The following is a 26,178-nucleotide window of genomic DNA, read 5'->3' as shown; positions in this document are numbered from 1 at the left end:
GCAAAAAGATTTGCTGACTAAATGTCCAACCCTACAACCGGGGGGTATGTAAGGCCGGAACCAATTAAATAATTGGCACTGACATTCATCGACACACTATTGAGTTCTCAAAGAACACACGCACACACCATCGCCCAGATTTACTCTGATTGATCGGTGAGGCAACTTTTCAAGCTTAGCTCAGTCACATACCCAGGCGCAAACCAGGGCCTCGATCGAGCTAGTGTGATCGTCAGGCGCTCCTCGTACTACCTCGTTTCCCTCGCCTCCGCTCAGCGTTTCCGCTGCGCTTCTCGGCTCCGGGTCGGTGTCCGTGTCGCTCTGACTTGAATAAAGTTACGTGTCTGCGTGCATGATGTCAAATCGCCTGGTCAGGAACGGTTTTCGACGACACGTGATCATTGTGTCCGCCCATTCCTGGCGGACAAGATCAATCAGCCGCGCCGACCCGCTCCACTTGGCCACCCAATGCCTGCAGCTGCTCGACGAAATTCGGGTAGCCGCGGTCGATATGGAAGACGTCGTGCACTTCGGTGACACCATCGGCAACCAGACCCGCGAGCACGAGTCCCGCGCCTGCACGAATATCCGACGACCACACCGGCGCACTGGACAACCGCGGAATTCCGCGCACCACAGCGTGGTGTCCATCGGTTCGCGCGTCGGCACCGAGCCGAATCATCTCCTCGACGAAGCGGAACCGCGCTTCGAAGACGTTCTCGGTGATCATCGAGGTGCCGTCGGCGATCGCCGCGAGGCCGATAGCCATCGGCTGCAGATCGGTCGGGAACCCAGGGAAAGGCAATGTGGAGAAGTTGACCGCACGCGGCCGGTCGGCCTGGAGCACACGGAAACCGTCCGGTTCGAACGAAATCCGCGCTCCTGCCGAGCGCAGCTTGTCCAGCACCAGGGACAGATGCTTCGGGTTGACGCCGGTCACCCGGATGTCGCCCATAGTCATCGCGGCGGCAATCCCCCAGGTGGCGGCGACGATGCGATCACCGATTACACGGTGCGTGGTCGGCAAAAGGCGCTCGACGCCCTCGATCGTCAGCACCGACGTGCCGGCGCCACTGATACGGGCGCCCATCTGAACCAGCATGTTGCACAGGTCGACGATGTCCGGTTCACGTGCGGCGTTATCGATGACCGTCTCCCCTTCGGCCAGCACGGCCGCCATGAGGATGTTCTCGGTCGCCCCCACCGACGGAAAGTCCAGCCTGATCCGCGCGCCGCGCAGTTCGTCCGCCCGCGCAACCACACAACCGTGTTCGATTTCGCTGGTCGCCCCGAGCAGGCGCAGGCCGGCTTGATGCATATCCAAGGGACGCGAACCGATTGCGTCCCCACCGGGCAGCGCGACAACGGCCCGCTTGCACCGCGCCATCAATGGTCCGAGCACACAAACCGACGCGCGGAACTGTGTCACCGCGGGAAAGTCCGCGTGGTACTTCGGTTCCGCAGGAGTGTTGATGATGACGACCGAACCATCGATCGTCACGTCGCAGCCCAGGCCGCGCAGCACATCACCCATCAGCGGCACATCGAGGATGTCCGGGCAGTTCGTAATGGTGGTCGTGCCCTCGGCCAGCAAGGCAGCGGCCATCAGCTTTAGGACGCTGTTCTTGGCACCCCCGACCGCGACCTCACCGACGAGTTGATTCCCGCCGGTAACCAAAAACCTCTCCATGCCGCCTCTCAGTCCGCCTCTCCGGATATTCAGCGCACTATTGAGTGCCACGATAGTTGCGTTTCGGGCCGGCGGTAGATGCCTGGCTCAGTTCCGGGCGTACCCGGCGAGTTACCCATGTAGTCACGAAATCAGCCGTTGCGTGTCGAGCCCATCGTGTCCGCGTTCGCGTCCATCATGATGCACCCGCCTGGTCTCCGCCCGGCTTCCAGAGCACATCGCCGCCAGGATTGGCAACCCGGCTCAGGATAAACAGCAGATCCGATAGACGATTCAAGTACTTGCCCGGCAGCACGTTCGTGTCGTCCGGGTGTGCCGCCACCGCAGCCCATGCGGCGCGCTCGGCGCGGCGCGCAACGGTGCGCGCGGTGTGCAACAGCGCAGCAAGCGGAGTGCCGCTGGGCAGGATGAACGAATTCAGCGGCGCCAGTTCGGCATTGAATTCATCGCACCAGGCTTCGAGCCGGTCGATGTAGGGCTGGGTGATCCGCAGCGGCGGGTACTTGGGCTCCGCGACGACGGGGGTGGACAGGTCCGCGCCCGCGTCGAACAGGTCGTTTTGAATCTGGTGGAGCACCGCGAGTAGTTCCGGCGTCGGGCTGCCGAGTGCAATGGCAACACCGATGGCAGCATTGGTCTCGTCACAATCGGCGTAGGCGACCAGTCGGGGATCGGTCTTGGCGACCCGGGAGAAGTCACTGAGTCCAGTGGTCCCGTCGTCCCCGGTACGCGTGTATATCCGCGTCAGATGCACGCTCACAAGACCACCTTAGATGTCGGACCCGAACGACTGACCGTTCAGAGGCCTGGAAGCCTGCGGGTGCGGTCGGACGGACGGGATTCGACCCAGGAAAGGAAGGCCGCAAGCGAACCGCGGTCCAAGGCGAGTTCGAAAGCGCCGTCGCTATCGGACACCGCGGTCACCGACAGTTCTTCGGTCATGATGTCGAACTCGTCGCCGCGCGGGCCGCGACGGTCACCGATCTCGATGCCCTGGCGTCGAATGGTGGAGTCGGGGCCGAGTTTGAGGCTGGACAGCTTGTAGAAAACCAGCCGATCCTCGTCGTATCGGATCAGGCCGTGCCGCCAGCCCTGGCCACCGCGCGCGGGCAGCACCCGCAGCAACGCAGCCGTGCCACCTCGGCGCAGCATGATCAGACGGTAGGTCGAAGCCAGCGCCAGAAAAACGAGCATGAGCACCAGAATGATCAGGAGAACCATCCCGGTCTGCAATGCCGTTCGTCCCTTCGCTCCGCCGCCGTCTCGACGACACCTCGCGGTCATTCAACCACGGACCCGAGTTTACAAATGGCGGGGCCATGTCTTTTGCCCCGCAGCTCGTACCAACCCCGAAACGACGCTGTCGGCGGCGAATAAGTTTCGCCGCCGACAGCGTCGTGCGCAATGGTGGTGCGTGACTACGCGTTCGCGTTCTGCTCGACCGCGCGCACTCGGGCCTGAGCCGCCCGCTGCTGTTCCTCGGTGGCGTCCGAGTCGGCCAGCACCCGGCGGGCCGCCTCGACGTCGACCTCACCGGCGAACTCCGCGGACTCGGCGAGCACCCGGACCGTGGTAGCGGTCACCGAGAAGAAACCGCCGTGCACCGCAGCGACGATGCGCTGCCCATCGATGTCGACGATGGTCACGGTGCCGCCCTCGACCAACTGGCCGAGCAGCGGCTCGTGGCCCGGCATGATGCCGATTTGGCCCTCGGTGGTCTGCGCGCTGACGAACGACGCCTGGCCGGACCAGAGCAGTCGCTCGACCGCGACGAGATCAACTGACATTTCCGCCATCGGTGACTACTTTCCGGCGATCTTCTTCGCGGCGGCCTCGACGTCGTCGAGTCCACCGCAGCTGTTGAACGCCTGCTCCGGGAAGTGGTCGAACTCGCCCTTGCAGACGCGGTCGAACGCCTCGATGGTGTCGGACAGCGGCACCACCGAACCCGGCTGGCCGGTGAACTTCTCGGCCACGATGAAGTTCTGGCCGAGGAACTTCTCCAGGCGACGGGCCCGGCCGACGAGGACCTTGTCCTCTTCGGAGAGCTCGTCCATGCCGAGGATGGCGATGATGTCCTGCAGTTCCTTGTACTTCTGCAGGATCCGCTTGACCTCGTTGGCGACCCGGAAGTGTTCCGCACCGACGATCGAGGCCTCCAGGATGCGGGAGGTCGAGGTCAGCGGGTCGACAGCCGGGTAGATGCCCTTCTGCGAGATCGGGCGGGAGAGCTCGGTCGTCGCATCGAGGTGGGCGAAGGTGGTCGCCGGAGCCGGGTCGGTGTAGTCGTCGGCGGGCACGTAGATGGCCTGCAGCGAGGTGATGGACCGACCACGGGTGGAGGTGATGCGCTCCTGCAGCTCACCCATCTCGTCGGCCAGCGTGGGCTGGTAACCGACGGCGGAGGGCATCCGGCCGAGCAGCGTCGACACCTCGGAACCGGCCTGGGTGAACCGGAAGATGTTGTCGATGAACAGCAGCACGTCCTGGTGCTGCACGTCGCGGAAGTACTCGGCCATGGTGAGGGCCGAGAGAGCGACGCGCATACGGGTGCCCGGCGGCTCGTCCATCTGGCCGAAGACGAGGGCGGTGTCCTGCAGGACGCCCATCTCTTCCATTTCCAGGTGCAGGTCGGTGCCCTCACGGGTGCGCTCACCGACGCCGGCGAACACCGACGTGCCGGAGAACTCACGCGCGATACGGGTGATCATCTCCTGGATCAGCACGGTCTTGCCGACACCGGCGCCACCGAACAGACCGATCTTGCCACCCTTCACATACGGGGTCAGCAGGTCGATGACCTTCACACCGGTCTCGAGGATTTCGGTCTTGCCCTCGAGCTGGTCGAATGACGGTGGCTTGCGGTGGATGCCCCACTGCTCGCCGTCCCGGCCGAGGCCGGGGGTGTCGAGGCAATCGCCGAGGGCGTTGAACACGTGGCCCTTGACGACGTCACCGACCGGCACCGAGATCGGCTTACCGGTGTCGGAGACCTTGGCCCCACGGACCAGGCCGTCGGTCGGCTGCATCGAGATGGTGCGCACGATGTTGTCGCCGAGGTGCTGGGCAACCTCGAGGGTCAGGGTCTTGGCCACCGACGCCAGCGCGATCTCGGCGTGCAGAGCGTTGAACAGCTCTGGGATGGAACCCCGCGGGAACTCGACGTCCACGACGGGGCCGATGACACGGACGACGCGGCCTGTTGTCGCGCCCGTCCGGCTTTCTTGCGTGACTGCTGCGGTCATTATTCTCTTCCTGCGCTTAGTCGCGGTCCGAGCTCGAAGCCAGCGCGTTCACGCCGCCCACGATTTCACTGATTTCCTGCGTGATCTGGGCCTGCCGCGCCGAGTTCGCCTGCCTGGTAAGGACATTCGACAGCTCATTGGCGTTATCGGTGGCGGCCTTCATTGCGGTGCGCCGAGCCGCGGACTCGGATGCCGCTGCCTCGAGCAACGATGAGTAGATACGCGTGTTGATGTACTTGGGCAGCAGCGCCGCCAGCAGCACATCGGCGTCGGGCTCGAACTCGTACTGCGCGTGCACATCGGCGGTGGCCGAATCGGACAGGCTGTCCTCGCCCAGGTCGAAGTTCTCGTCGACGTAGCTCACCTGGATCGGCGCCAACCGGCGCACCTCCGGGGTCTGCGTCAGCATCGAGACGAACCGGGTGTACACGATGTGCAGCTCGTCGACACCGGCGATATTGCCGGTGCCGTTCGGAGCAGGAACCTCGCCCTCGGAGCCCGCCATGAAGCTGTCCACCAGGTGCCGGCACGCGGCCGAGGCATCGGTGTACTTCGGCTGCTGGGAGAACCCAGTCCACGACGCACGCGGCGCACGGTTGCGGAAGGTGTAGTAGATGAGGCCCTTGTTGCCCATCACGTACACCACCGGCTCTTTACCCTCGCCGCGCAGCGTGGTCATGAGCTCCTCGGCGCGCTTGAGCACGTTCGAGTTGTAGCCACCACACATACCGCTGTCACTGGTGATCACCAGCACGGCGGCGCGACGCGGGTTGGAGCGCTCCGTCAGCAGCGGATGCGAGAGGTTCTTCGACGCACTCGCCAGCTCACCGAGAACCTTGGTGATCTCCTCCGCGTACGGCTTGGCCGCAGCAACCCGGGCCTGAGCCTTGGTGATTCGCGAGGTCGCGATCAGCTCCTGGGCCTTGGTGATCTTCTTGATCGAATTCACACCACGAATGCGGGAGCGCAATTCACGCAGGTTTGCCATCAGCGGTTCACTCTCCCTTCATTCGCCAGATTCCAATAACGCATGCTCGCCCGCGCTACTTCTCGACGTGCTTGCGGGTCACGGTCAGCGACTCGACCTCTTCGGACTCGAGCTCACCCGCTCCGTCCTCGTTCACCACACGACTGCCGTCGGAGGCAAGGAAGCCCTGCTTGAACTTGTCGGTGGCCACCTTGATCGCGTCGGCCGCGTCGCCCTGCAGCACCTTGCCGCCGGCGATCGACTCGAACGCCTCGGGTGCGGTGCGGTGCAGCTCCTCGATCAGCTCGGCGTTGAACCGGCGGATGTCGGCAACCGGGACCGACTCGTAGTAGCCGGCGTCGACCAGGAAGATCGAAACGATCTGGTCTTCGACGGGGACCGGCGAGTACTGGTCCTGCTTGAGCAGTTCCACCCAGCGGGCGCCACGCTCGAGCTGGGCGAGCGAGGCCGCGTCCAGGTCGGAAGCGAAGGCGGAGAACGCCTCCAGCTCGCGGTACTGCGCCATTTCCAGACGCAGCGAACCGGCGACCTTCTTCATGCCCTTGGTCTGGGCGGCGCCACCGACGCGGGAGACCGAGGTACCGACGTTGATCGCCGGACGGACACCCTTGTTGAACAGGTCGGACTCGAGGAAGACCTGGCCGTCGGTGATGGAGATGACGTTGGTCGGGATGAAGGCCGAGATGTCGTTGGCCTTGGTCTCGATGATCGGCAGACCAGTCATCGAGCCCGCGCCCATCGCGTCCGACAGCTTCGCGCAACGCTCCAGCAGACGGGAGTGCAGGTAGAAGACGTCACCCGGGTACGCCTCGCGGCCCGGCGGGCGGCGCAGCAGCAGCGAGATCGAGCGGTAGGCCTCGGCCTGCTTGCTCAGGTCGTCGAACACGATCAGGACGTGCTTGCCCTGGTACATCCAGTGCTGGCCGAGAGCCGAACCAGTGTAGGGCGCAAGCCATTTGAAGCCGGCGGAGTCCGAAGCGGGGGCCGCGACGATGGTGGTGTACTCCATCGCACCGTGCGCCTCCAGCGCGGTCTTGACGCCCGCGATGGTGGAGCCCTTCTGGCCGATCGCGACGTAGATGCAGCGCATCTGCTTGGTCGGATCGCCCGACTCCCAGTTGGCCTTCTGGTTCAGGATCGCGTCGATGCAGACCGCGGTCTTGCCGGTCTTGCGGTCGCCGATGATCAGCTGACGCTGGCCACGGCCGATCGCGGTGAGTGCATCGATGGCAGTGATACCTGTGGCCATCGGTTCCTCGACCGGCTGGCGCTGCAGCACCGACGCGGCCTGCAGCTCGAGCACGCGCTGCTCTTCGGCTTCGATCTCGCCGAGGCCGTCGATCGGCTGACCGAGCGGGTTGACCACGCGGCCGAGGAACTTGTCGCCCACCGGAACCGAGAGCACGTCGCCGGTACGGCGGACTTCCTGGCCCTCTTCGAGGGTGGCGTACTCGCCGAGGATAACCGCACCGATGGCGCGGTCCTCGAGGTTCAGCGCCACGCCGAGCACACCACCGGGGAACTCGAGCAGTTCGTTGGCCATCGCCGAAGGCAGACCGCTCACGTGGGCGATACCGTCACCGGTGTCGGTGACAACACCGACTTCTTCGATGGAGGTTTCCGGGGTGTAGCTCTGGGTGTAGCTCTCGATCGCGCTACGGATCTCATCGGTGGAGATCGTCAGCTCCGCCATAGTCTTCCTGCTCTCGCTGTCTGGTCTCGAATGTCGGGGGGATTAGGAGTCGTCAGGCTGTGACATCAAGCCAGGGCCCGACGCAGCCGTTCCAGTCGGCCGGTGGCGCTGCCGTCGATCACGTCGTCGCCGATGTGCACGACGACGCCGGTCAGCAGACTCGGATCGACCTGGACGTGCACAGTGACCGGCTTGCCGTAGATGCGCTGCAACGACGCCGCAAGGTGGCCGCGCTGCTGGTCGGTCAGCGCAATCGCCGCGCGAACATGCGCGACGATCTGCTCGCGCCGCGCGGCCGCGAGATCGGACAGCTCGTCGAATGCTTCGCCGATGCCCGTCTTCGACCGGGTGACCACCTGGTCCGCCAGGGTCTGGGTGATGGTGTCGGTTTTGCCAGTGAGCAGACGGCTGGTCAGCTCACGTTTGGCCGATGCCGGCTTCCCGTGGTCCGACAGTGCCTGCTCCAACTCGGGGTTGTCGCTGATGATCCGGCCGAGTCGGAACAGTTCGTCCTCGACCGCGTCGATCCGCCCGCTGTCGGCAGCCGACTCCAGCAGCGCTTCCTGCCCGAGCAACACCAGAGTGTCGACCAAATCGGCAGTGCGCGACCAGTTCTGGGCCACTGCGGTGGTCAGCACCGCCAGCGTGGCAGCGCTGACCTTGCCGCTGAAGACCCGCTCGCTCAGCTCGGCGCGAACCGCGCCGGGCACCGAAACGTCCGCGAGCGCAACACGCAGCGAACGCTGGTCATCCAGCACGGCGACAACGGCGAACAGTTCCGACCCCGTCGTGGCCGCAACACTGTCGCTTCCGGTCAGAGCGGCCCGAAGCGCCTCCCGGGACCGGGAGCTTGCCTCGCGGCTCGCTGCGTACATGCTTCTCACTTTCGCGTCGCTACCTTCCGACCCCGATGCCGGCATTCGACTGGTCGAGCTCGGACAGGAACCGCTCGATCGAAGCCGCTTGCTTGGCCTCGTCCGAAACCGACTGTCCGATAATCTTTTCCGCCAGATCGACGGCCGTCTGTCCGACCTCGGCACGCAGTTCGGTGAGGATCTGCTGCCGCTGGGCTTCCAGCTGGCTGTGGCCTGCCGCGACGATGCGGTCGCTTTCGGCCTGGGCTTCCGTGCGCATCTGCGCGAGGATCTGCTGGCCTTGTGTGCGGGCGTCCTCACGGATGCGCGCGGCCTCGAGCCTGGCCTCGGCCAGCTGCTGCTGATACTGCTGCAGGGTCAGCTGGGCCTCTTCCTGCGCGGCCTCGGCCCGCTGGATGCCACCCTCGATCTTGTCGGCACGCTCGTCCAGCACCTTCATGAGGCGCGGAATTACGTACTTGTAGAAAATGAAGCCGATGATCGCAATGCAGACCACCGACCACACGATGTCGTATGTCTCGGGGATAAGGGGGTTGATATCTTCCCCTGTCTCCGCGGCGAGCACAGAAAGCGTGGTCATCGCAAACTCAGAAAATGAAGCCGGCGACGAGGCCGATCAGCGCGAGCGCCTCGGTGAACGCGATACCGAGGAACATGTTGGTGCGGATCGTGCCCTGGAGCTCGGGCTGACGGGCGATGCCCTCGATCGCCTTACCGACGACGATGCCCACGCCGATGCCCGGGCCGATGGCGGCCAGACCGTAGCCGATGGCGCCGAAGCCCTTGAACTTCTCGGAGGTGGTTGCAGCTTCCTGGGCCAGGTACGCGAGGCTCATGAGTTCCATTCCCTTTCTATTGCTCACCCGCCGGTCGGCGTGATGTAGCAGGTTTCCGGTAGTTGTTGCGGGTCAGTGCGAGTCAGCGTGTTGCGCGAGTCCGATGTAGACCGCGGTCAGCAGGGCGAACACATAGGCCTGCAGGAAGATGACCAGGATCTCGAAGAGAGTGAACCCGAGTCCCGCGATCAGCGAGAACGGCGAGAACACCTTCATCCACGGGGTGGCGTCGAACAGGAAGAACCAGGTGGCGCTGAAGAACAGCACCAGCATGATGTGCCCTGCGAGCATGTTCGCCATGAGTCGGACGGTCAGCGTGAACGGGCGGAGCACGAACGTCGAGATGAACTCGATCGGAATCAGCAACACGTGCAATGCGGGCGGAACATTCGGGACCACGATGCTGCTGCGCATGTACTTGAGGAATCCGTACTTCTTGATACCCACATAGTTGAACGTGATGTACGCAAGCAGGGCAAGTACCAGCGGCATGCCGACTCGGGCGTTCGACGAGATGTTCAACCCCGGAATGATGCCGGAGAAGTTCAGAAAGAGGACCGTGAAGAAGATCGTCGCGATCAGCGGGAAGAACTTGCGGCCGGATTCCTTACCGAGAACCTCATCGCAAATCTGTTCCTTGACGAAGACCAATCCGGTTTCGGCAATGTTCTGCAGGCCGCGCGGGACGATGCGGGGACTCCGGAATGCCAACACCATCACAATGACAACAACTGCCGTCATGATCAGACGAATCAGCATCAGTCGGTCGAGTTCGAACGGCGTACCCTCGAACAGCACAGCTGGAGGGAAGAAGTCGGACAGCGATGGCGCGTGGAACTCGCCCGCCAAAGTGGTGACGCTCAGCGTTCTCTCCCGTGTTCGGGCCGTGGGTTCGGTCGTACCCACGGTTCGATCGGACATTGACGATCAATTAGTCGACTCAGGTCGGCTCGAATTTCGTCAGCAGCTGTGCGGTGGGATGGACTCCACCTGGCGTCTGTACGTGTGTCGGCGACATCGTCGACATGCAGAACCGGAACCCTCGGAGCCCGGCACGGCAGTAAGCATAGCGGCACTCAGCGGGATCGGGGTGATCCCCCCTCGCTTGGTTGCTTGCTTACCAACACTTTACCAAGTTATCTACGACAGTGTGTAGGTGGGTGGGATTTATTACTGACCAGTACCCGGTTCGGGCTCGGCATCGGGCACCGTCACGTACGGAACCTTCTGGCGCAGAACGCCATACGTCTCCGCTCCGAGCACGATGACGAGGGCGCCCACCACGGTCAGGAACAGGGCCATCCGGTTGTAGAAATCGAAGTTCTGCAGCACCGCAACCACCACCATCGCGACCAGCAGCTTGCCGACCCAGCTGACCAGCATGACCAGGCCCGCAGTGCTCGCCGGCAGCTTCGCGCCGAGCAATACGACGACCGCCGTGGTGAGGATGAAACCGCCACCGATGGCCGCGCCGATCAGCGCACCCCAGAAGCCGGGCATACCGGCCGCCGAGGAGGCGATCGCCACGGCGAGCACCACCAACACGATCAACCCGATCGCGCCGTAGCGCAGCGCCGCCCTGAGCGGCGCTTCGGGACCGGGGACAGGTGTCGGAGTAAAGCTCACGACCAAAACTTTACCCGGGCGGCGTCCGGTCACCCGCGGCATCCCCGCGGCGCAGACCAGGGATCGCGGTGACAACGAGGGCGAAAACCAGTCCGCCCGCCATCAGCAGCACCACCAGCCGCCGGTCCATCAGCGCGGTGCCGACAGCGCCGAAGGCGAGCACACCGACCCACAAATAGATAAGCAAAACCACGCGCCGGTGCGAGTGTCCGATCTGCAGCAACCGGTGATGCAAGTGCATTTTGTCCGGAGTCGAGAAACTGACCCCGGCACGGACACGACGCACAATCGCCAGCACGAGATCCAGCACCGGAATGAACATCACTGCGCCGACCAGCAACAGAGGTGACAGCAAGCCGACTACATCACGAGGCCCGAAGCCGTTCAGCGGTATCCGCCCGGACGCTCCGGTGGACACTGCAGCGAGCATCAACCCGATCAGCATCGAGCCGGAGTCGCCCATGAAGATTCGCGCAGGCTGAAAATTATGCGGAAGAAAACCCAAGCACGCACCGGCGAGCGCCGCAGCGAGCAGAGCCGGCCGATAGGTGTCAGCTGCTCCACCCTGCTCGTTCAGCAATCCGATAGTAAAGACGAACACAGCCAAGGCCGCGATCAAGCCGAGGCCCGCCGCCAGACCGTCCAGACCATCGACAAAATTCATTGCATTGATCATCACGACGGTGATGCCGACAGTAATCAATCCGCCCAGCAATCTATCGAGAACCACCGTCTCGTTGTTGAACGGGTCGTAGACAATAACCCAGCTCAAACCCATAACGGCCATCACTCCCGCAGCAGTCACCTGCCCGGCAAACTTTGTCAGCGCGTCCAAACCCCAGCGATCGTCGACAATGCCGACCAACACGATGAGTGTCCCTGCCACCAGAACTGCTGAAATATCATGCTGCCACTCGAACCCGCGACGCAGCGCGGGCAACTGCTGAGCGAAGAGGATTGCGGCGACGACCCCGACATAGATGCCGACCCCACCCATGCGGGGGATCGGCTTGACGTGGACGTCCCGCTCACGCGGCACCGCGACTGCACCGAAGGCAATCGCCATCAACCGAACCCCTCCGGTCGCCAGGAACGTCGCGGTCGAGGCAACCAGCAGCACAAGCAGTAGCTCACGCAGGGGGACCACAGCTCCCTGACCGGTCACCGCAGCCCCTCATCCACCAGAAGCGCCCTGCCCGTCCCCAGCAAACGACCATCGAAATAGATGTTGTCCCGGACCATCTTCACGGCGACCATCATCGCATCCATCACCTGAACACCACGCATCCCAGATTGATCGGGCCAGGCAGCAGCGGCGACCCACACCGGCCCGGTTCGGCTCCGCGACCATACCGACGCCTGCGGTCGACATGCGCCACGCGACCGACCGCATCGGACGGGAAGCCGCTTCACGTCCGATGCCGAGGTCAAGAGCTCAGCGCCTCGGCTTGCGGTCCGACATCCAGGTTTTACTGCATCCGGGTCGAGCAACTTACCGCGACACAGCGCCGGTCAGGGCTTCCGGCGACATCCCGAGCACCTCGGCAATATCGGCGACCGCCACCGCGCCCTCGCGCAGAACGCGCGGCTGGTCGGCGGTGAGATCGACGATGGTGGAGGCAACGGCATGCTCGGACGGTCCGCCGTCGAGGTAGACCCCGACCAGGTCGCCGAGCTGATCGCGAGCCTCGGCGGCGGTCTTGGCAGGCGGCTGTCCCGAAACGTTGGCACTGGACACCGCCAGCGGGCCGACCTCACGCAGCAGTTCGAGCGCGACCGGATGCAGCGGCATCCGCAGCATCACCGTTCCTCGGGTGTCGCCGAGATCCCACGCAAGTGAAGGGGCTTGCTGCACAACCAGACTCAGTCCGCCGGGCCAGAACGCACGAATCAGTTCGCGGGCCTGTGGGCGCACCGAGAAGACCAAGCCGTCGATGGTGTGCCACGATCCGACCAGCACCGGCACCGGCATGTCCCTGCCGCGTCGCTTGGCCGCAAGCAGCGAACCGACCGCCGAAGAATCGAACGCGTCGACGGCGAGGCCATAGAGCGTGTCGGTGGGCAGCACGACCAACCGCCCGGATTTCAAGGCGCTCGTGGCTGCGGTCAGTCCGGCGGCGCGGGAGTCGGGATCCGCGCAGTCGTAGACGGTACTCACGCCCCCATCCTGTCACAGTGTTTTTTGGCAGCGCCTGCGGCGCTGCGGGTTCGCGGCCCCCTTGGTCTCGCTTCCGAGCCGTCGAGACTCGCGCCTGCGGCGCATGCGCTTCGACGACTCGGAAGCGAGACGGGCCGCGAACTCTAGGGCTCGGTCTCGCTGCGCTCGGAAGACATCATCGTGCCGAGTGGGGGCGTCGGTAGCCGAGCTTGCGACTTTGGAGGATGCGCTGCGGCTGTTGCGGTGGTGGGACGAGCCGCGAAGTCTGGGGCTGGATCTCGCTTCGCTCGGGATGCGTCACCGTGCCGAGTACGTGCGTCGGTAGCGGGCTCGCCGGCTTCGGTCGACGTGCTTCGGCTGTTGTGGGGGTGGGGACGGGCCGCAAACTCTAGTGCTGGATGTTGCTTCGCTCAAAAGGCGTCATCGCGCCGATAGGGTGCATCGGTAGCTACACGCGGCATTTACTACCGGCGAAATCCGACTGGTCGAAGCACACACGACAAGGTCGCGAGCATCAGTTCGACGCCCCCCTCGGCACGACATCGTCTTTCGAGCTGGCCAACAGCCCTTGACTCGACGACCCCGTGGTGGATCCGGTTGGGCTGCTCGAGTGGGTGGGATAGGCCGCGGGCTCAAGTGCTGGATCGAGCTGCGCTGAGCAGGCGGGACTCAGGTCGTGGGGGTGGGGCGCTCGGCGTGTAGTGCAGCTGTCGAGCTGGACCGGATCAAGGGCGGGGCGGGGCGGTCATGCGCGGTTGGCGGCGACGAAGCGCGGTTTTCCGGCTAGGTCGGGGTGTTCGACGATGTCGGTGAATTCGCCCTGTTTGCCGAGTAGGGCCGCCAGTTCCGAGCCGTTGGTGTCGTCGTGTTCGATGGCCGTGGTGCCGCCGGGGCGCAGCAGGCGGGTGATGGTGGGGATCATCGCGCGGATGACGTCCAGGCCATCGGGGCCGCCGAACAGGGCCAGATGCGGGTCGTGGTCGGCGACCTCGGGGTCGAGTTCGGCGGCATCCGGAATGTAGGGCGGGTTGGACACCACGAGGTCAACGCGGCCGTTCAGCTCGGACAGCAGGTTCGGGTCGGTGACGTCGTCGGCGTACAGGGTGATGGGGGTGTCGCCGTCGGCAATACGGAGGTCGGCATTGCGGCGGGCCCATTGCAGCGCGGACGGATCGATCTCGATGGCGTGCACGTCGGCGTCGGGGCGGGCGTGCGCGATGGCCAGGGCGAGCGCGCCGGAACCGGTGCACAGGTCGACCACGATGGGCGTGTGATCGTGCGGCAGCTTCTCCAGCTGGCCCAATGCCCAGGCGAACAGCAGCTCGGTCTCCGGTCGCGGCACGAAAACGCCGGGCCCGACCGCCAGGTCGATCTCACCCATCGCGGCCGTACCGGTCAAGTGCTGCAACGGGATTCGTTCCGCACGCTTGGCGACCAGCGCACGGTACTGCGCCAGCTTCTCGGGCTCGACCAGAGGCGTCAGCGCCAGTCGTGTTCGCTCGACGCCGAGCACGTGCGCCGCGAGATGTTCGGCGTCTGCCTGCGGACTGTGTACCCCGGTCGCCCGCAGGGTCTCTACGGCTTCATTGATGACTGGACGCAACGGCTCACGACTCATAGCGCTGACTTTGCCCGATCGAGGCCTATTCGGCGGCCATTCGGGCCTCGCGATCCGCCTTGCCCAGCGCATCGAGCAGTGCGTCCATATCGCCATCGAGCACAGCATCCAGGTTGTGGGCCTTGAATCCGATGCGATGGTCGGCGATCCGATTCTCCGGGAAGTTGTAGGTGCGGATGCGTTCGGACCGGTCGACCGTGCGGATCTGGCTGGCTCGGCCCGCCGCGGCTTCCTGGTCGGCCTGCTCCTCGGCGAGCGCCTGCAGCCGTGCGGCGAGCACCTGCATGGCACGTGCCTTGTTCTGCAGCTGGGAACGCTCGTTCTGGCAGGTCACCACGATGCCCGAGGGCAGGTGGGTGATGCGAACGGCCGAGTCGGTGGTGTTGACGCCCTGACCGCCCTTGCCGGAGGAGCGGTAGACGTCGATGCGCAGATCGGTTTCGTCGATCTGCACCTCTTCCACCTCGTCGGGCTCCGGATAGATGAGCACGCCCGCGGCCGAGGTGTGGATGCGGCCCTGCGATTCGGTCACCGGGACGCGCTGCACCCGGTGCACACCGCCCTCGAATTTGAATCGCGACCAGACACCGTCGCGTGCGGCGTCCTTGCTCTTGATCGATAGCGTGGCGTCTTTGTAGCCGCCGAGGTCGGAGATGGTGACGTCGAGAACCTCGACCTTCCACCCGTGCCGCTCGGCGTAGCGGATGTACATGCGGGCCAGGTCCGCAGCGAACAGCGCGGATTCCTCGCCGCCTTCGCCGGACTTGACCTCGAGCACCACATCGTCGCCGTCGTGCGGGTCGCGCGGAGCGAGCAGATCCGCCAGCGTCTGCTCCAACTCGACGACCTGGCGTTCCAGATCGGGCACCTCGGCCGCGAAAGCCGCATCGTCGGCCGCGAGTTCCTTGGCGGCGGAGAGATCGTCGCGGGCAGTCTGCAGTTTGTTGTAGGTGGCCATGATGGGGGCCAACTCGGCGAACCGCTTGCCGACCCGGCGCGCAGCGCCCGGATCGTTGTGCAGCGCCGGATCGGACAGCTGCATCTCCAAGCCCGAGTGCTCGGCCAGAATGTCATCGATCGCGGACGGTTGCGTCACGGTAGCTGCTTCCTCTCGTTTTTCCACGCCATCCCGGGCGAAGACCGGGACCACACAAAAGCACCGACGCCCGGCCTGCAGAAGCAGGACCGGGCGTCGGCGAGGAAGCTACTTGGCGTCGGCTTCGGCTTCAGCCTTCTTGCCGGCACGCTTGCCGTAGCGGGCCTCGAAGCGGGCCACACGGCCGCCGGTGTCGAGGATCTTCTGCTTGCCGGTGTAGAACGGATGGCACTGCGAGCAGACCTCGACGGTGATGTGTCCCGACTCCTTGGTGCTGCGAGTCTGGAAGGTGTTGCCGCAACCACAGACGACCGTGGTGTCGACATACGTCGGGTGGATTCCTGCCTTCATGGGTGTCCTCTCGATATTGGCCGCCGGGTCGCCCTTGCAGATCGCGAGAGCGTGAACCGGAGCCGACTAGGCGGGAGGTCTGCTCGGTGAGCAGACGCAACGACCGTTCAGTATGCCAGAACTGCCGCTACGCTCCCAAAACGCATCCCGTTACGGGTTTGTTCCCGGCCAGCGAGTACTCCCCCGCCTTTCCCGCCCATAGAAGTCCGGGCACGCGGATCCCGCACTCTTACCGAACCCTTAAGTCGAGTAGTCCGCTACTCAGGAATGCGAACACTGCTGTTCATAGAATTTGAGCCCTGGTAGCACAACGCCGTGCCGAGACAGAAAGGAGAACTCATGAACAGCCGAATCGCACTCGCGATCTTCGCCCTGTTGATTCTCACTGTCGCGGTGGGCCGGCTTGCCGTACCCGACGCCCCGCACACCTCGACCACCGTATACACGGAGCCGACCACGACGGCCTTCGAACCCGTGAACACCGCAACCGCCTCCGACTCAACAGCAACGACCGCAATGATCCTCGGCTGCATGATCATCGGCGCCGCCGCTATCGGCCTGGTGTTCTTCAGCCCACGCAGCACTCAGGGGCCCCGTGTGCACGGAGCCCCTGAGATTGCTGGAACAACTACTGATTTCGCGAGTACCTGGGTAACTCCTGGGGTACGCCCAGAAATCGCCGAGTACTCGACCGCCGGCCCGCCGTGCGACTCTCGTGGCACTTATTTGTGCCCTCGAGTCGCGGGGAGGCGGACTGGCTCATTCGTCGAGTGCGCCTGGCGCGGTCTTGCTCACCTGCATCAGGAACTCGAGGTTGTTCTTGCTCTTCTTCAGTCGGTCGATCAGCAGATCGATCGCCTGATGCGAGTCCAAGCCGGTCAGTACGCGGCGCAGCTTGTGCAGCACCGCGGCCTCGTCTGGGCTGAGCAGTAGCTCGTCCTTACGGGTACCGGACGGATTGACGTCCACCGCCGGGAACACACGCCGTTCCGCGATCTTGCGGTCCAGCTTGAGCTCCGCGTTGCCGGTGCCCTTGAACTCCTCGAAGATCACCGTGTCACCGGTCGAACCGGTCTCCACCATCGCGGTGGCGATGATCGTCAGCGAGCCGCCGTTCTCGATGTTGCGCGCCGCGCCGAGGAACCGCTTGGGCGGGTACAGCGCGGTGGAATCGACACCACCGGAGAGGATGCGGCCGGAGGCGGGCGAGGAGTTGTTGTACGCACGGCCCAATCGGGTGATCGAGTCGAGCAGCACCACAACGTCTTTGCCCATTTCGACCAGGCGCTTGGCCCGCTCGATGGCCAGCTCGGCAACCGAGGTGTGGTCTGACGGCGGCCGGTCGAAGGTGGAGGCGATGACCTCACCCTTCACCGAACGCTGCATGTCGGTGACCTCTTCCGGACGCTCGTCGACCAGCACAACCATGAGGTAGACCTCGGGGTTGTTGATGGCGATCGCGTTCGCGATGTCCTGCATGATCGTGGTCTTACCCGCCTTGGGCGGGGAGACGATCAGCGCACGCTGCCCCTTGCCGATCGGCATGATCAGGTCGATCACACGCGTGGTCAGCTTGTTCTGCGTGGTTTCCAGACGCAGTCGCTGATTCGGGTAGAGCGGGGTCAGCTTGCTGAACTCGGGACGACGCTTGGCCGCATCGACGTCACCGCCGTTGACCGTGTCCAACCGCACCAGCGGATCGAACTTCTGCCGCTGGTTGCTCTGCTCACCGTCACGCGGGGCGCGCACCGCACCGGTGATCGCGTCACCGCGGCGCAGGCCGTTCTTGCGAACCAGGTTCATCGAGACGTACACGTCGTTCGGTCCGGCCAGGTAGCCCGAGGTCCGCACGAACGCGTAGTTGTCGAGCACGTCGAGGATGCCCGCGACCGGCTGCAATACGTCGTCTTCGCGGATCTCCAGCTCACGGGCCTCGCCCGTGCTCGGGCCGCCTTCGCGGTCGCGACCACGACGACGCTCACGGAAGCGACGTCCACGCCGTCCGCGACCGCCCTCGTCCTCGTCACCGCCACGGTTGCTGTCGCCGCCACGGCTTTCGCCGCCACGGTCCCGATTGCCGCTCCCGTTCTGGTTGGTGCGCTCGGACTGGCCACGCTCACCGGACTGGCCGCGTTCGCCGGTCTGACTCCGCTCGCCGGACTGACTCCGCTCGCCGGACTGACTCCGCTCGCCGGACTGACTCCGCTCGCGGCGGCGTTCGCCTTGCTCCTGATCCTGCTTCGGCTCGTCACCCCGCGATTCCGCCGACGCGGTCTCGCCACCGGAGCGGGCCTGGTCACGTCCGCGACGCTGCCTGCCACGACCACGCTGACCCGGCTCGCGGCCGGAATCCTCGGTGGTCTCGGTCGGCGCGGCCTCGGCCTGCGCCGAGTCGGCCTGCGTTTGCTCGGATCGAGCAGACTTCGAGGGAGCGGACTTCGACGTGGCCGCGGGAGCCTCATTCGACTGAGCCGCGGCGGGAGCCTGATTCGACGGAGCGGAAGCCTCGTTCGCCGCGGCAGGAGCCGCGGGCGTCACATCCAGGGTTGCCTGCACCGGCACCGCCTTGGCGGTGTCCGCATCGGACTTCACCTCGCCACGCGCGGACTTTTCTGCCTTCGCCGACTTTCCGGCCTGGTTTTCCTTGATAGCGGCGATCAAATCGCCTTTGCGCATTCCGGAGGTGCCTCGGATACCGAGCTCCCCCGCGAGCGCGCGCAACTGCGGCAACAACATTCCAGTCAGCCCCGATCGTGCGACGTCGGTTTGTTCGCTCATCTTCGAAATCTGTCCGGAGTCACTTTCGCGGTCGCCCGGGGTCGTTGGGTTGGATTCCACCCCGGGTGTCGCGAGCAGGTCCGTATCTGTCACGGAAATCCTTTCCTTCCCTCGATTGCCGTGTGCTATTTCGAGGGTTTGTTCCGCAGTTCGGGCACTGTGCCGAACTCGGAGTACAACCGCAGGACATCCGTCCTGCCGGTCGCTTTGTGCCGTATCACCTGCCCCGCCGGACCGGCGGCTTCGCCACCAGTTTGTGAAAGGTGGGAGAGATCATTCCAGTTGCGCAGCTACGCAGCACCCCCATGGCCTGGAGGCTCGAGCCTGGAGCCTGGAGCGATTGCCCTGATGAAGCACCGGCGTCTGATGCGCACGATGTACGGACTCGCTCAGGATAGCTGGCAACTGTCAACCTCGGCAAGGCAGACTCGCCGTCAGTCGACCTGGACGCCTTCTGCGAGTCCCGGCTCGACCACCCGCAGACCTTCCGCGGCTGCCAGTTCGCGGAGTTCCTGGGGGAATTCGCTGGTGACGAGGGCCAGTACGGTCGGGCCCGCACCGGAAACCGTCGCCGCAATACCAGCGGCCCGCAGCCGGTGGATCCAGGTGGTCGTCAGCGGCAGGGCGGGCGCACGCTGGCCTTGATGCAGCCGATCCGCGGTCGCGGGCAGCAGCAGATCCGGGCGCTCGGTCAGTGCGACCACCGCGAGGGCGGCCCGGCTGACGTTGAACGCGGCGTCGCCATGCGGCACCACCTCGGGCAGCAGACCACGGGTGTGCGCGGTGGACGAGCGCTCCTCGGGAATGAGCACCACCGCACGCAGGTCGGGATGCGGCTCGAGGCGCACCGCACGGTAGATCCTGGTCGGCGCGGCCGCGGTGCCATCCGCGCCCGCATCGGCGGGCCGGTCGGTCTCGGTCCAGGACACCACCACACCGCCCAGCACGCTGGCGGCCGCGTTGTCCGGATGACCTTCGAATTCCGATGCCAGCTGCACCAATTGGTCCGCGCCGGTGGCCAGTGCCGGATCCAATTTTGCGGCGAGCGCACAGCCGGCGGCCAGCCCGCCGACCACCGCGGAGGCCGACGAACCCAGACCACGTGAATGCGGAATCACGTTGCGGCACACCACATCGAGGCCGTCGGCCCATACGCCGGCAGATTCCAGGCCGCGCTCGATGGCACGCACCACCAGATGCGAAGGGCCCCACGGCACGTCGTCGGCGCCCTCACCCTCCACCCGGATCGTCAGGCCGGAATCGGTAGTGCGCACCTCGATCTCGTCGTAGATGCCCAATGCCATACCGAGCGAATCGAATCCGGGACCCAGGTTCGCGCTGGAGGCGGGCACCCGCGCGAGCACGGACAACCCAGCGGGCAGCGTCCGCGTCATGGCTGCTGCCCGCTCATGCAGTTGACTTTCCCGAGCACTCAACTCAGGCCAGCTCTAGTTCGGCGGCCACCGCGACCGGGTCGACCTCGAGCGCCTGGACCTGCGGCATTCCCAACAGCGCGGTGTCGGGATCCTTGAGTCCGTTGCCGGTGACGGTGCACACAACGGTCAGGCCGGAGTCGAGCCAGCCCTCCTTACGGGCCGCGAGCAGACCTGCGACGCTGGCCGCCGAAGCAGGCTCGACGAAGACGCCCTCGGTGGCAGCGACCAGTCGGTACGCCTCCAGGATCTCCTCGTCGGTGGCGGCGCGGAATGCGCCACCGGACTGCTCTTTGGCTTCCATCGCACCGTTCCAGGACGCGGGCGCGCCGATCCGGATGGCGGTGGCGATGGTTTCCGGGTCCTTGACCGGAGCGCCGTTGACCAGCGGCGCGGCACCCGCGGCCTGCACACCGAGCATGCGCGGCAGCTGCGTGGTGATGCCGTCGGCGTAGTACTCGCGGTAACCGCGCCAGTAGGCGGTGATGTTGCCCGCGTTGCCCACCGGGAGCACGTGCACGTCCGGCGCCTTGCCGAGCACATCACAGATCTCGAACGAGGCCGTCTTCTGCCCCTCGATGCGGGCCGGGTTCACCGAGTTCACCAGACCGATGCTCGGGAATTCCGCGGTCACCTTGCGGGCCAGCTCCAGGCAGTCGTCGAAATTGCCCTCGACCTGGATGATCTTCGCGCCGAGCATGACAGCCTGGGCCAGCTTGCCCATCGCGATCTTGCCCTGCGGGATCAGCACGGCGCAGGTCATGCCCGCGCGGGTCGCGTAAGCGGCGGCCGATGCCGAGGTGTTGCCGGTGGAGGCACACAGCACAGCGGTCTGACCGCGGTACTTGGCATCGGTGATCGCCATCGTCATGCCGCGGTCCTTGAACGAACCGGTCGGGTTGAGCCCCTCGACTTTGAGATACACATCACACCCGGTCAGCTCGGACAGGTGCGGCGCGGGGACCAGCGGGGTGCCGCCCTCGAAGAGGGTGACCGGTTCCCAGTCAGCTGCGCCCGCGAGCCGATCACGATAGGCCGCGATCAGCCCCGGCCAGCGCGAATGCACTCCGGTCTGCGGTGCGACGCCTGCGGTGTTCATGCCAGCGCTCCCTGCGTCGGACCGGGAGCAGGTGCGCACCGGAAACCTGTGGACATATCGCCTCGAATGTCGGCGACTGTCCGCACATTCGTCCTCATTCTTCGGTGCCTTCCAATCTCAGAACACTGGTCACGGACGTGACGGACTCCATCTCCGCGAGAGCGACCACGGTGTCCGCGAGCGCCGACTCCACCGCGTGGTGGGTCACGACAACAAGGCGTGCACCGTTGCCGTGCCCTTCCTGGCGGACGGTCGAGATGCTCACCCCGTGCACGGCGAACTCGCCCGCAACCTTGGCCAGAACCCCAGGACGGTCTTCGACCTGCAGGTTCACGTGGTAACGGGTCGGCGTATCGCCGATCGGCGCAATCGGTAGCTCAGCATAAACCGATTCGCCGGGAGCACGGCCACCGTAGAACTTGTTGCGCGCGGCCATCACCAGATCACCGAGCACCGCAGACGCCGTCGGAGCGCCGCCCGCGCCCTGACCGTAGAACATCAGCCGTCCCGCGTTCTCCGCCTCGACGACCACCGCGTTGAACGCACCGCTGACCGCGGCCAGCGGGTGCTTGCGCGGGATAAGGGCCGGGTAGACGCGCACCGAGACGCGCTCCTTGCCGCCTTCTTCCGGGCCGGGCTCGCCGGGGCCCGAGTCGACGCGCTCGCAGATGGCGAGCAGCTTGACGGTGCAGTTCAGCTCGGAAGCGGTCTCCAGGTCCTCCGCGGAGATCTTCGAGATGCCCTCGCGGTACACGTCGGCAGCGGTGACCCGGGTGTGGAAGGCCAGTGAGGCCAGGATCGCGGCCTTCGCGGCAGCGTCGTAGCCCTCGACGTCGGCGGTCGGGTCGGCCTCGGCGTACCCGAGGCGAGTGGCCTCGGCGAGCGTGTCCGAGTAGTCGGCGCCGGTCTCGTCCATCGCGGAGAGGATGAAGTTGGTGGTGCCGTTGACGATGCCGACGACCTTGTTGACCCGATCACCGGCCAGCGACTGGATGAGCGGGCGCACCACCGGGATGGCGCCGGCGACGGCGGCCTCGAAGTACAGGTCGGCGCGGCTGCGCTCGGCGGCCGCGGCGAGCTCACCGGTGTAGTCGGCGAGCAGCGCCTTGTTGGCGGTCACCACGGATTTGCCCGCATTCAGCGCGGCCAGGATCAGTCTGCGCGGCGGATCGATGCCGCCGATGACCTCGACAACCAGGTCGACATCGTCGCGGGCGACGAGCGCGTCCGGGTCGGCGGTCAGCAGTTCGGCGGGCAGACCGCGGTCGGTGTCGAGGTTGCGCACCGCGACACCGCGGAGCACGACCGGTGCGCCGACGCGCGAGCGCAGGTCATCGGCGTGGTCGCGCAGAATGCGCACCACCTCGGTGCCGACATTGCCCATCCCGAGGACCGCGACCCCGATCGGACGATCGGTTCCCCAGGTTCCATGCTTCGCGGCATTGGTCATGATTCCACCTCTGTGTTAGTGCGGGATACCCGCACTCGATCGGCTCCGATGAGCGAGGCTGCGTCGGTGTTGCTCATTACACCTCCAGGCTGAGCAGGTCCGACACCGTTTCCCGGCGCAGAATGAGTCGCGGAACTCCGTCGCGCACTGCGACGACCGCGGGACGTGTCAGCTGGTTGTATCGACTCGACATCGAGTAGCAATACGCACCGGTGGCCGCCACTGCGACCAGATCGCCGGGGCCGACGTCGGCGGGCATCCAGGTGTCCCGGATAATGATATCGCCACTCTCGCAATGCTTTCCGACCACGCGCGCAACCACCGGGTCGGCGTCCGAAGAGCGTGAGACCAGCCGGCAATCGTAGTCCGCCTGATACAGCGCGGGGCGGATGTTGTCGCTCATGCCGCCGTCGACGCTGACATAGCGGCGGGTAAGTCCGCCGTCGAGCGAGACGTCCTTGATTGTGCCGACCTCGTACAACGTCACAGTGCCCGGTCCCGCGATGGCGCGACCCGGTTCCACCGCGATGGTCGGCTCCGGCAGTCCGGCTCGGTCCGCTTCCTCGCCGACCAGCTTGCGCAGGCTCGTCGCGAACTCGTCCAGCGGCGGCGGGTCGTCGTTCGGCAGGTACGAAATACCAAGGCCGCCACCGAGATCCAGGGTGGCGATCTGGGCGGTGCGCTCGATACCGAACTTGTCGACGGCGGCGCGCAGTAGTCCGAGCATCCGGCGCGCGGCGATCTCGAAGCCGTCGAGCTCGAAGATCTGCGACCCGATGTGCGAGTGCAGCCCGACCAGACGCAGGTTGTCGGCCTCGAAGACGCGGGCCAGCGCCTCCATGGCGTCGCCGCCCGCGATGGAGAAGCCGAACTTCTGATCCTCGTGCGCGGTCGAAATGTATTCGTGCGTATGGGCTTCCACACCGACGGTGACACGAACGAGCACATCCTGCACCACGCCCGCGCGGCCCGCGACCACCTCGAGGCGATCGATCTCGATCAGCGAGTCGACCACCACGTGCCCGACGCCCGCCGCGACCGCTGCCTCCAGCTCAGGAACCGACTTGTTGTTGCCGTGCAACGCGATTCGCTGGGCCGGGAAGCCCGCGTGCAGCGCGACGGCCAGCTCGCCACCGGAGCACACGTCCAGCGAGAGCCCTTCGTCGCGGATCCAGCGGGCGATCTCGCCACACAGGAATGCCTTGGATGCGTAGTGGACTCGCGCATTCGAGCCGAACGCGCGCACCATATCGCGGCAGCGGGAACGGAAGTCGTCCTCGTCCACCACGAACAGTGGGGTGCCGAACTGTGTGGCCAGCTCGTGCACCGGCACACCGGCCAGCTGCACGACACCATCACCATCGCGAGAAGCGTTGCGCGGCCACACATTTACGGGCAGATCGATCATCTGCTTCGGGTCACGCGGGCGCTCGGCCAGGCTGGGGGCGTGCGGAATCTCGGCGTGCCGGGGTCCGGCTGGATGCGCGCTCACTGAACTACCATCCTCATTCTGCTCGTCTCGAAGCCCGATAGCCCGTTCACATGCGCTCCGGTGCACTGACGCCGAGCAGCCCGAGGCCGTTGGCGAGCACCTGACGGGCGGCCTCGCACAGCGCGAGCCGTGCAGTATGCAGCGACGTCGGCTGCTCGTCGCCCTTGGGCAGCACCTGGCAGGCGCCGTAGAACCGGTGGTACGCGCCTGCGAGCTCCTCCAGATAGCGGGCGACCCGGTGCGGTTCACGCAGACTCGCGGCACTGGCAACCACCCGCGGGTACTCGCCGATGGTGCGGATGAGTTCGCCTTCGTGCTCGGTGGCGAGCAACCCGAGGTCCGGGTTCGCGGCGCTCACCCCGAGATCCACCGCGTTTCGCGCCAACGACGACAGCCTGGCGTGCGCGTATTGCACGTAGTAGACGGGGTTTTCGTTGTTCGCGCTGGTCCACTGGTTCAGGTCGATATCGATGCTGGAGTTCACCGAGCTGCGCACCAGGGCGTAGCGGGAGGCATCGACACCGATCGCCTCGACGAGGTCGTCGAGGGTGACAACAGTGCCCGCGCGCTTGCTCATCTTCACCGCGACGCCGTCTTTGACCAGATTCACCATCTGCCCGATCAGCACCTCGACCGTGGCCGGGTCGTCGCCGAACGCGGCGGCGGCGGCCTTCAACCGGCCGATGTAGCCGTGATGGTCGGCGCCGAGCATGTAAATGCACAGGTCGAAGCCGCGGGCCCGCTTGTTCTGGAAGTAGGCGATGTCGCCCGCGATGTAGGCCGCGTTGCCGTCGCTCTTGATGACCACACGATCCTGGTCGTCACCGTAATCCGAGCTGGCGATCCACCACGCGCCGTCCTTCTGGTACAGATCGCCGGAGTCCTTGAGTGTGGTGACGGCTTGCTCCACCGCGCCGGACTCGAACAGCGAGCTCTCGTTGAAGTAGACGTCGAAGTCGGTGCCGAACTCGTGCAGCGATGCCCTGATCTGGGCGAACATCAGCTCGACACCCTCGCCACGGAACAGCTCGAGCCGCTCGGCCTCCGGCAGTGTCAGCGCATCGGGATGCCCGGCGACGATCTTGTCGGCGATCTCGGTGATGTAGGCGCCCGCGTACCCGTTCTCCGGTGTCGGCGCGCCGGATGCGGCAGCGACCAGCGACTTGGCGAAGCGGTCGATCTGCGCGCCGTGATCGTTGAAGTAGTACTCACGGGTCACGTCGGCGCCCTGCGCGGCCAGGATCCGGCCGAGCGCGTCACCGACCGAGGCCCAGCGGGTACCTCCGAGGTGCACGGGGCCGGTCGGATTGGCCGACACGAACTCCAGGTTGATGCGAGTTCCGGTCAACGCTTCCGACGTGCCGTACCCAGCACCTGCCGCGAGCACCTGCGCGACGATCGCGCCCTGTGCGGACGCGGCGAGCCGGATGTTCAGGAAGCCGGGACCCGCCACATCGGCGGAGTCGATGCCGTCGGTCGCGGCGAGCGCGGCGGCCAGCCAGGCTGCCAATTCGCGTGGATTGGTTCCGGCCCGCTTGCCGACCTGCATCGCCACATTCGTGGCATAGTCACCGTGTTCCGGATTACGGGGGCGCTCCACACTGACCGCGTCGGGCAGGACCGCAGGGTCCAGTCCACGTTCGACAAGCACCTTCGCCGCAGTTGCGCGAAGGAGATCTGCAAGGTCAGCTGGAGTCACGAGTCTCTATCCTATGGTCTGGGCGGGTGTGCACCTCGAGTGGGCACCGCA

General features: G+C 65.5%; 24 protein-coding genes. All 24 read right to left on the bottom strand.

All coding sequences use genetic code 11. The features are described from left to right. Positions 1–430: 430 nt before the first annotated feature. Entirely contained in the window at positions 431–1,690 is a 1,260-nt protein-coding gene (gene murA, locus ACLMAL_RS35350) for a UDP-N-acetylglucosamine 1-carboxyvinyltransferase (protein ID WP_412003043.1), read from the bottom strand. A gap of 175 nt (positions 1,691–1,865) precedes the next feature. Next, positions 1,866–2,450 (bottom strand): cob(I)yrinic acid a,c-diamide adenosyltransferase, encoded by a 585-nt coding sequence (locus tag ACLMAL_RS35345; protein WP_412003042.1) that lies wholly within the window; start codon positions 2,448–2,450, stop codon positions 1,866–1,868. Positions 2,451–2,488: 38 nt separating this feature from the next. Beyond that, a complete protein-coding gene (locus ACLMAL_RS35340; RefSeq protein ID WP_328409885.1) occupies positions 2,489–2,911 on the bottom strand; it encodes a DUF2550 domain-containing protein in 423 nt (140 codons plus the stop codon). Between the two features lie 197 nt (positions 2,912–3,108). Next, positions 3,109–3,486, bottom strand: coding sequence for a F0F1 ATP synthase subunit epsilon (locus tag ACLMAL_RS35335; protein ID WP_412003041.1), 378 nt, complete (start codon positions 3,484–3,486; stop codon positions 3,109–3,111). Positions 3,487–3,492: 6 nt separating this feature from the next. Then, on the bottom strand, positions 3,493–4,935 hold the full coding sequence (gene atpD, locus ACLMAL_RS35330) for a F0F1 ATP synthase subunit beta (RefSeq protein ID WP_364906523.1): 1,443 nt from the start codon (positions 4,933–4,935) through the stop codon (positions 3,493–3,495). 16 nt (positions 4,936–4,951) lie between these two features. Then, on the bottom strand, positions 4,952–5,923 hold the full coding sequence (locus ACLMAL_RS35325) for a F0F1 ATP synthase subunit gamma (RefSeq protein ID WP_328409878.1): 972 nt from the start codon (positions 5,921–5,923) through the stop codon (positions 4,952–4,954). 55 nt (positions 5,924–5,978) lie between these two features. After that, complete coding sequence (atpA, locus tag ACLMAL_RS35320) at positions 5,979–7,616, bottom strand: F0F1 ATP synthase subunit alpha (protein WP_328409876.1); 1,638 nt, start codon at positions 7,614–7,616, stop codon at positions 5,979–5,981. A 65-nt stretch (positions 7,617–7,681) separates the two neighbouring features. Further along, complete coding sequence (locus tag ACLMAL_RS35315; protein ID WP_328409874.1) at positions 7,682–8,491, bottom strand: F0F1 ATP synthase subunit delta; 810 nt, start codon at positions 8,489–8,491, stop codon at positions 7,682–7,684. Positions 8,492–8,510: 19 nt separating this feature from the next. After that, positions 8,511–9,071, bottom strand: a complete 561-nt coding sequence (locus ACLMAL_RS35310) for a F0F1 ATP synthase subunit B (RefSeq protein ID WP_412003040.1) — start codon at positions 9,069–9,071, stop codon at positions 8,511–8,513. Positions 9,072–9,078: 7 nt separating this feature from the next. Further along, complete coding sequence (locus ACLMAL_RS35305; protein ID WP_040687112.1) at positions 9,079–9,327, bottom strand: ATP synthase F0 subunit C; 249 nt, start codon at positions 9,325–9,327, stop codon at positions 9,079–9,081. 72 nt (positions 9,328–9,399) lie between these two features. Beyond that, positions 9,400–10,248 (bottom strand): F0F1 ATP synthase subunit A, encoded by an 849-nt coding sequence (gene atpB, locus ACLMAL_RS35300; RefSeq protein WP_412003039.1) that lies wholly within the window; start codon positions 10,246–10,248, stop codon positions 9,400–9,402. Between the two features lie 249 nt (positions 10,249–10,497). Beyond that, complete coding sequence (locus tag ACLMAL_RS35295) at positions 10,498–10,953, bottom strand: hypothetical protein (protein ID WP_412003038.1); 456 nt, start codon at positions 10,951–10,953, stop codon at positions 10,498–10,500. 10 nt (positions 10,954–10,963) lie between these two features. Then, positions 10,964–12,118, bottom strand: a complete 1,155-nt coding sequence (locus ACLMAL_RS35290) for an MraY family glycosyltransferase (RefSeq protein ID WP_328409866.1) — start codon at positions 12,116–12,118, stop codon at positions 10,964–10,966. Further along, positions 12,115–12,240 carry a hypothetical protein gene (locus ACLMAL_RS35285; protein WP_328409863.1) on the bottom strand — a complete coding sequence of 42 codons (126 nt, stop codon included), beginning with the start codon at positions 12,238–12,240 and terminating at the stop codon, positions 12,115–12,117. Before ACLMAL_RS35285 ends, ACLMAL_RS35290 begins: the two co-directional genes overlap by 4 nt. Positions 12,241–12,445: 205 nt before the next feature. Continuing rightward, positions 12,446–13,111: an L-threonylcarbamoyladenylate synthase gene (locus tag ACLMAL_RS35280; protein WP_328409861.1), complete on the bottom strand. Its 666-nt coding sequence runs from the start codon at positions 13,109–13,111 to the stop codon at positions 12,446–12,448. Between the two features lie 745 nt (positions 13,112–13,856). Then, the gene (gene prmC, locus ACLMAL_RS35275; protein WP_412003037.1) at positions 13,857–14,729 is read right to left on the bottom strand and encodes a peptide chain release factor N(5)-glutamine methyltransferase; all 873 of its coding nucleotides are present in this window, start codon (positions 14,727–14,729) and stop codon (positions 13,857–13,859) included. Between the two features lie 25 nt (positions 14,730–14,754). Next, positions 14,755–15,825, bottom strand: a complete 1,071-nt coding sequence (gene prfA, locus ACLMAL_RS35270) for a peptide chain release factor 1 (RefSeq protein WP_412003036.1) — start codon at positions 15,823–15,825, stop codon at positions 14,755–14,757. A 108-nt stretch (positions 15,826–15,933) separates the two neighbouring features. Then, positions 15,934–16,176 carry a 50S ribosomal protein L31 gene (gene rpmE, locus ACLMAL_RS35265; RefSeq protein WP_328409859.1) on the bottom strand — a complete coding sequence of 81 codons (243 nt, stop codon included), beginning with the start codon at positions 16,174–16,176 and terminating at the stop codon, positions 15,934–15,936. A gap of 759 nt (positions 16,177–16,935) precedes the next feature. Continuing rightward, on the bottom strand, positions 16,936–18,954 hold the full coding sequence (gene rho, locus ACLMAL_RS35260) for a transcription termination factor Rho (protein ID WP_412003035.1): 2,019 nt from the start codon (positions 18,952–18,954) through the stop codon (positions 16,936–16,938). Positions 18,955–19,388: 434 nt separating this feature from the next. Beyond that, positions 19,389–20,348, bottom strand: a complete 960-nt coding sequence (gene thrB, locus ACLMAL_RS35255) for a homoserine kinase (protein ID WP_328409854.1) — start codon at positions 20,346–20,348, stop codon at positions 19,389–19,391. Between the two features lie 43 nt (positions 20,349–20,391). Continuing rightward, positions 20,392–21,486, bottom strand: a complete 1,095-nt coding sequence (thrC, locus tag ACLMAL_RS35250) for a threonine synthase (protein ID WP_328409852.1) — start codon at positions 21,484–21,486, stop codon at positions 20,392–20,394. 94 nt (positions 21,487–21,580) lie between these two features. Beyond that, the gene (locus ACLMAL_RS35245) at positions 21,581–22,936 is read right to left on the bottom strand and encodes a homoserine dehydrogenase (RefSeq protein ID WP_412003034.1); all 1,356 of its coding nucleotides are present in this window, start codon (positions 22,934–22,936) and stop codon (positions 21,581–21,583) included. 76 nt (positions 22,937–23,012) lie between these two features. After that, positions 23,013–24,428: a diaminopimelate decarboxylase gene (lysA, locus tag ACLMAL_RS35240; RefSeq protein ID WP_412003033.1), complete on the bottom strand. Its 1,416-nt coding sequence runs from the start codon at positions 24,426–24,428 to the stop codon at positions 23,013–23,015. Positions 24,429–24,474: 46 nt separating this feature from the next. Then, positions 24,475–26,127, bottom strand: a complete 1,653-nt coding sequence (argS, locus tag ACLMAL_RS35235; RefSeq protein WP_412003032.1) for an arginine--tRNA ligase — start codon at positions 26,125–26,127, stop codon at positions 24,475–24,477. Between the last annotated feature and the right edge of the window lie 51 nt (positions 26,128–26,178).

Origin of the sequence: Nocardia sp. CWNU-33 (assembly GCF_046764895.1) — a bacterium.
Classification (GTDB): domain Bacteria; phylum Actinomycetota; class Actinomycetes; order Mycobacteriales; family Mycobacteriaceae; genus Nocardia.
Note: the sequence above shows the minus strand (reverse complement) of the source record. Positions and strands in the feature narration are given on the sequence as shown.

Excerpts from the sequence above, each read along its gene's own strand:
- thrC (WP_328409852.1), bottom strand. The coding sequence starts at position 21,486 with ATGAACACCGCAGGCGTCGCACCGCAGACCGGAGTGCATTCGCGCTGG.
- ACLMAL_RS35305 (WP_040687112.1), bottom strand. The coding sequence starts at position 9,327 with ATGAGCCTCGCGTACCTGGCCCAGGAAGCTGCAACCACCTCCGAGAAG.
- prmC (WP_412003037.1), bottom strand. The coding sequence starts at position 14,729 with ATGAGTCGTGAGCCGTTGCGTCCAGTCATCAATGAAGCCGTAGAGACC.
- ACLMAL_RS35285 (WP_328409863.1), bottom strand. The coding sequence starts at position 12,240 with ATGCGTGGTGTTCAGGTGATGGATGCGATGATGGTCGCCGTGAAGATG.
- rpmE (WP_328409859.1), bottom strand. The coding sequence starts at position 16,176 with ATGAAGGCAGGAATCCACCCGACGTATGTCGACACCACGGTCGTCTGT.
- rho (WP_412003035.1), bottom strand. The coding sequence starts at position 18,954 with ATGAGCGAACAAACCGACGTCGCACGATCGGGGCTGACTGGAATGTTG.
- atpA (WP_328409876.1), bottom strand. The coding sequence starts at position 7,616 with ATGGCGGAGCTGACGATCTCCACCGATGAGATCCGTAGCGCGATCGAG.
- ACLMAL_RS35245 (WP_412003034.1), bottom strand. The coding sequence starts at position 22,936 with ATGACCAATGCCGCGAAGCATGGAACCTGGGGAACCGATCGTCCGATC.
- thrB (WP_328409854.1), bottom strand. The coding sequence starts at position 20,348 with ATGACGCGGACGCTGCCCGCTGGGTTGTCCGTGCTCGCGCGGGTGCCC.
- ACLMAL_RS35315 (WP_328409874.1), bottom strand. The coding sequence starts at position 8,491 with ATGTACGCAGCGAGCCGCGAGGCAAGCTCCCGGTCCCGGGAGGCGCTT.
- ACLMAL_RS35335 (WP_412003041.1), bottom strand. The coding sequence starts at position 3,486 with ATGGCGGAAATGTCAGTTGATCTCGTCGCGGTCGAGCGACTGCTCTGG.
- atpD (WP_364906523.1), bottom strand. The coding sequence starts at position 4,935 with ATGACCGCAGCAGTCACGCAAGAAAGCCGGACGGGCGCGACAACAGGC.
- ACLMAL_RS35340 (WP_328409885.1), bottom strand. The coding sequence starts at position 2,911 with ATGGTTCTCCTGATCATTCTGGTGCTCATGCTCGTTTTTCTGGCGCTG.
- ACLMAL_RS35325 (WP_328409878.1), bottom strand. The coding sequence starts at position 5,923 with ATGGCAAACCTGCGTGAATTGCGCTCCCGCATTCGTGGTGTGAATTCG.
- ACLMAL_RS35310 (WP_412003040.1), bottom strand. The coding sequence starts at position 9,071 with ATGACCACGCTTTCTGTGCTCGCCGCGGAGACAGGGGAAGATATCAAC.
- murA (WP_412003043.1), bottom strand. The coding sequence starts at position 1,690 with ATGGAGAGGTTTTTGGTTACCGGCGGGAATCAACTCGTCGGTGAGGTC.
- atpB (WP_412003039.1), bottom strand. The coding sequence starts at position 10,248 with ATGTCCGATCGAACCGTGGGTACGACCGAACCCACGGCCCGAACACGG.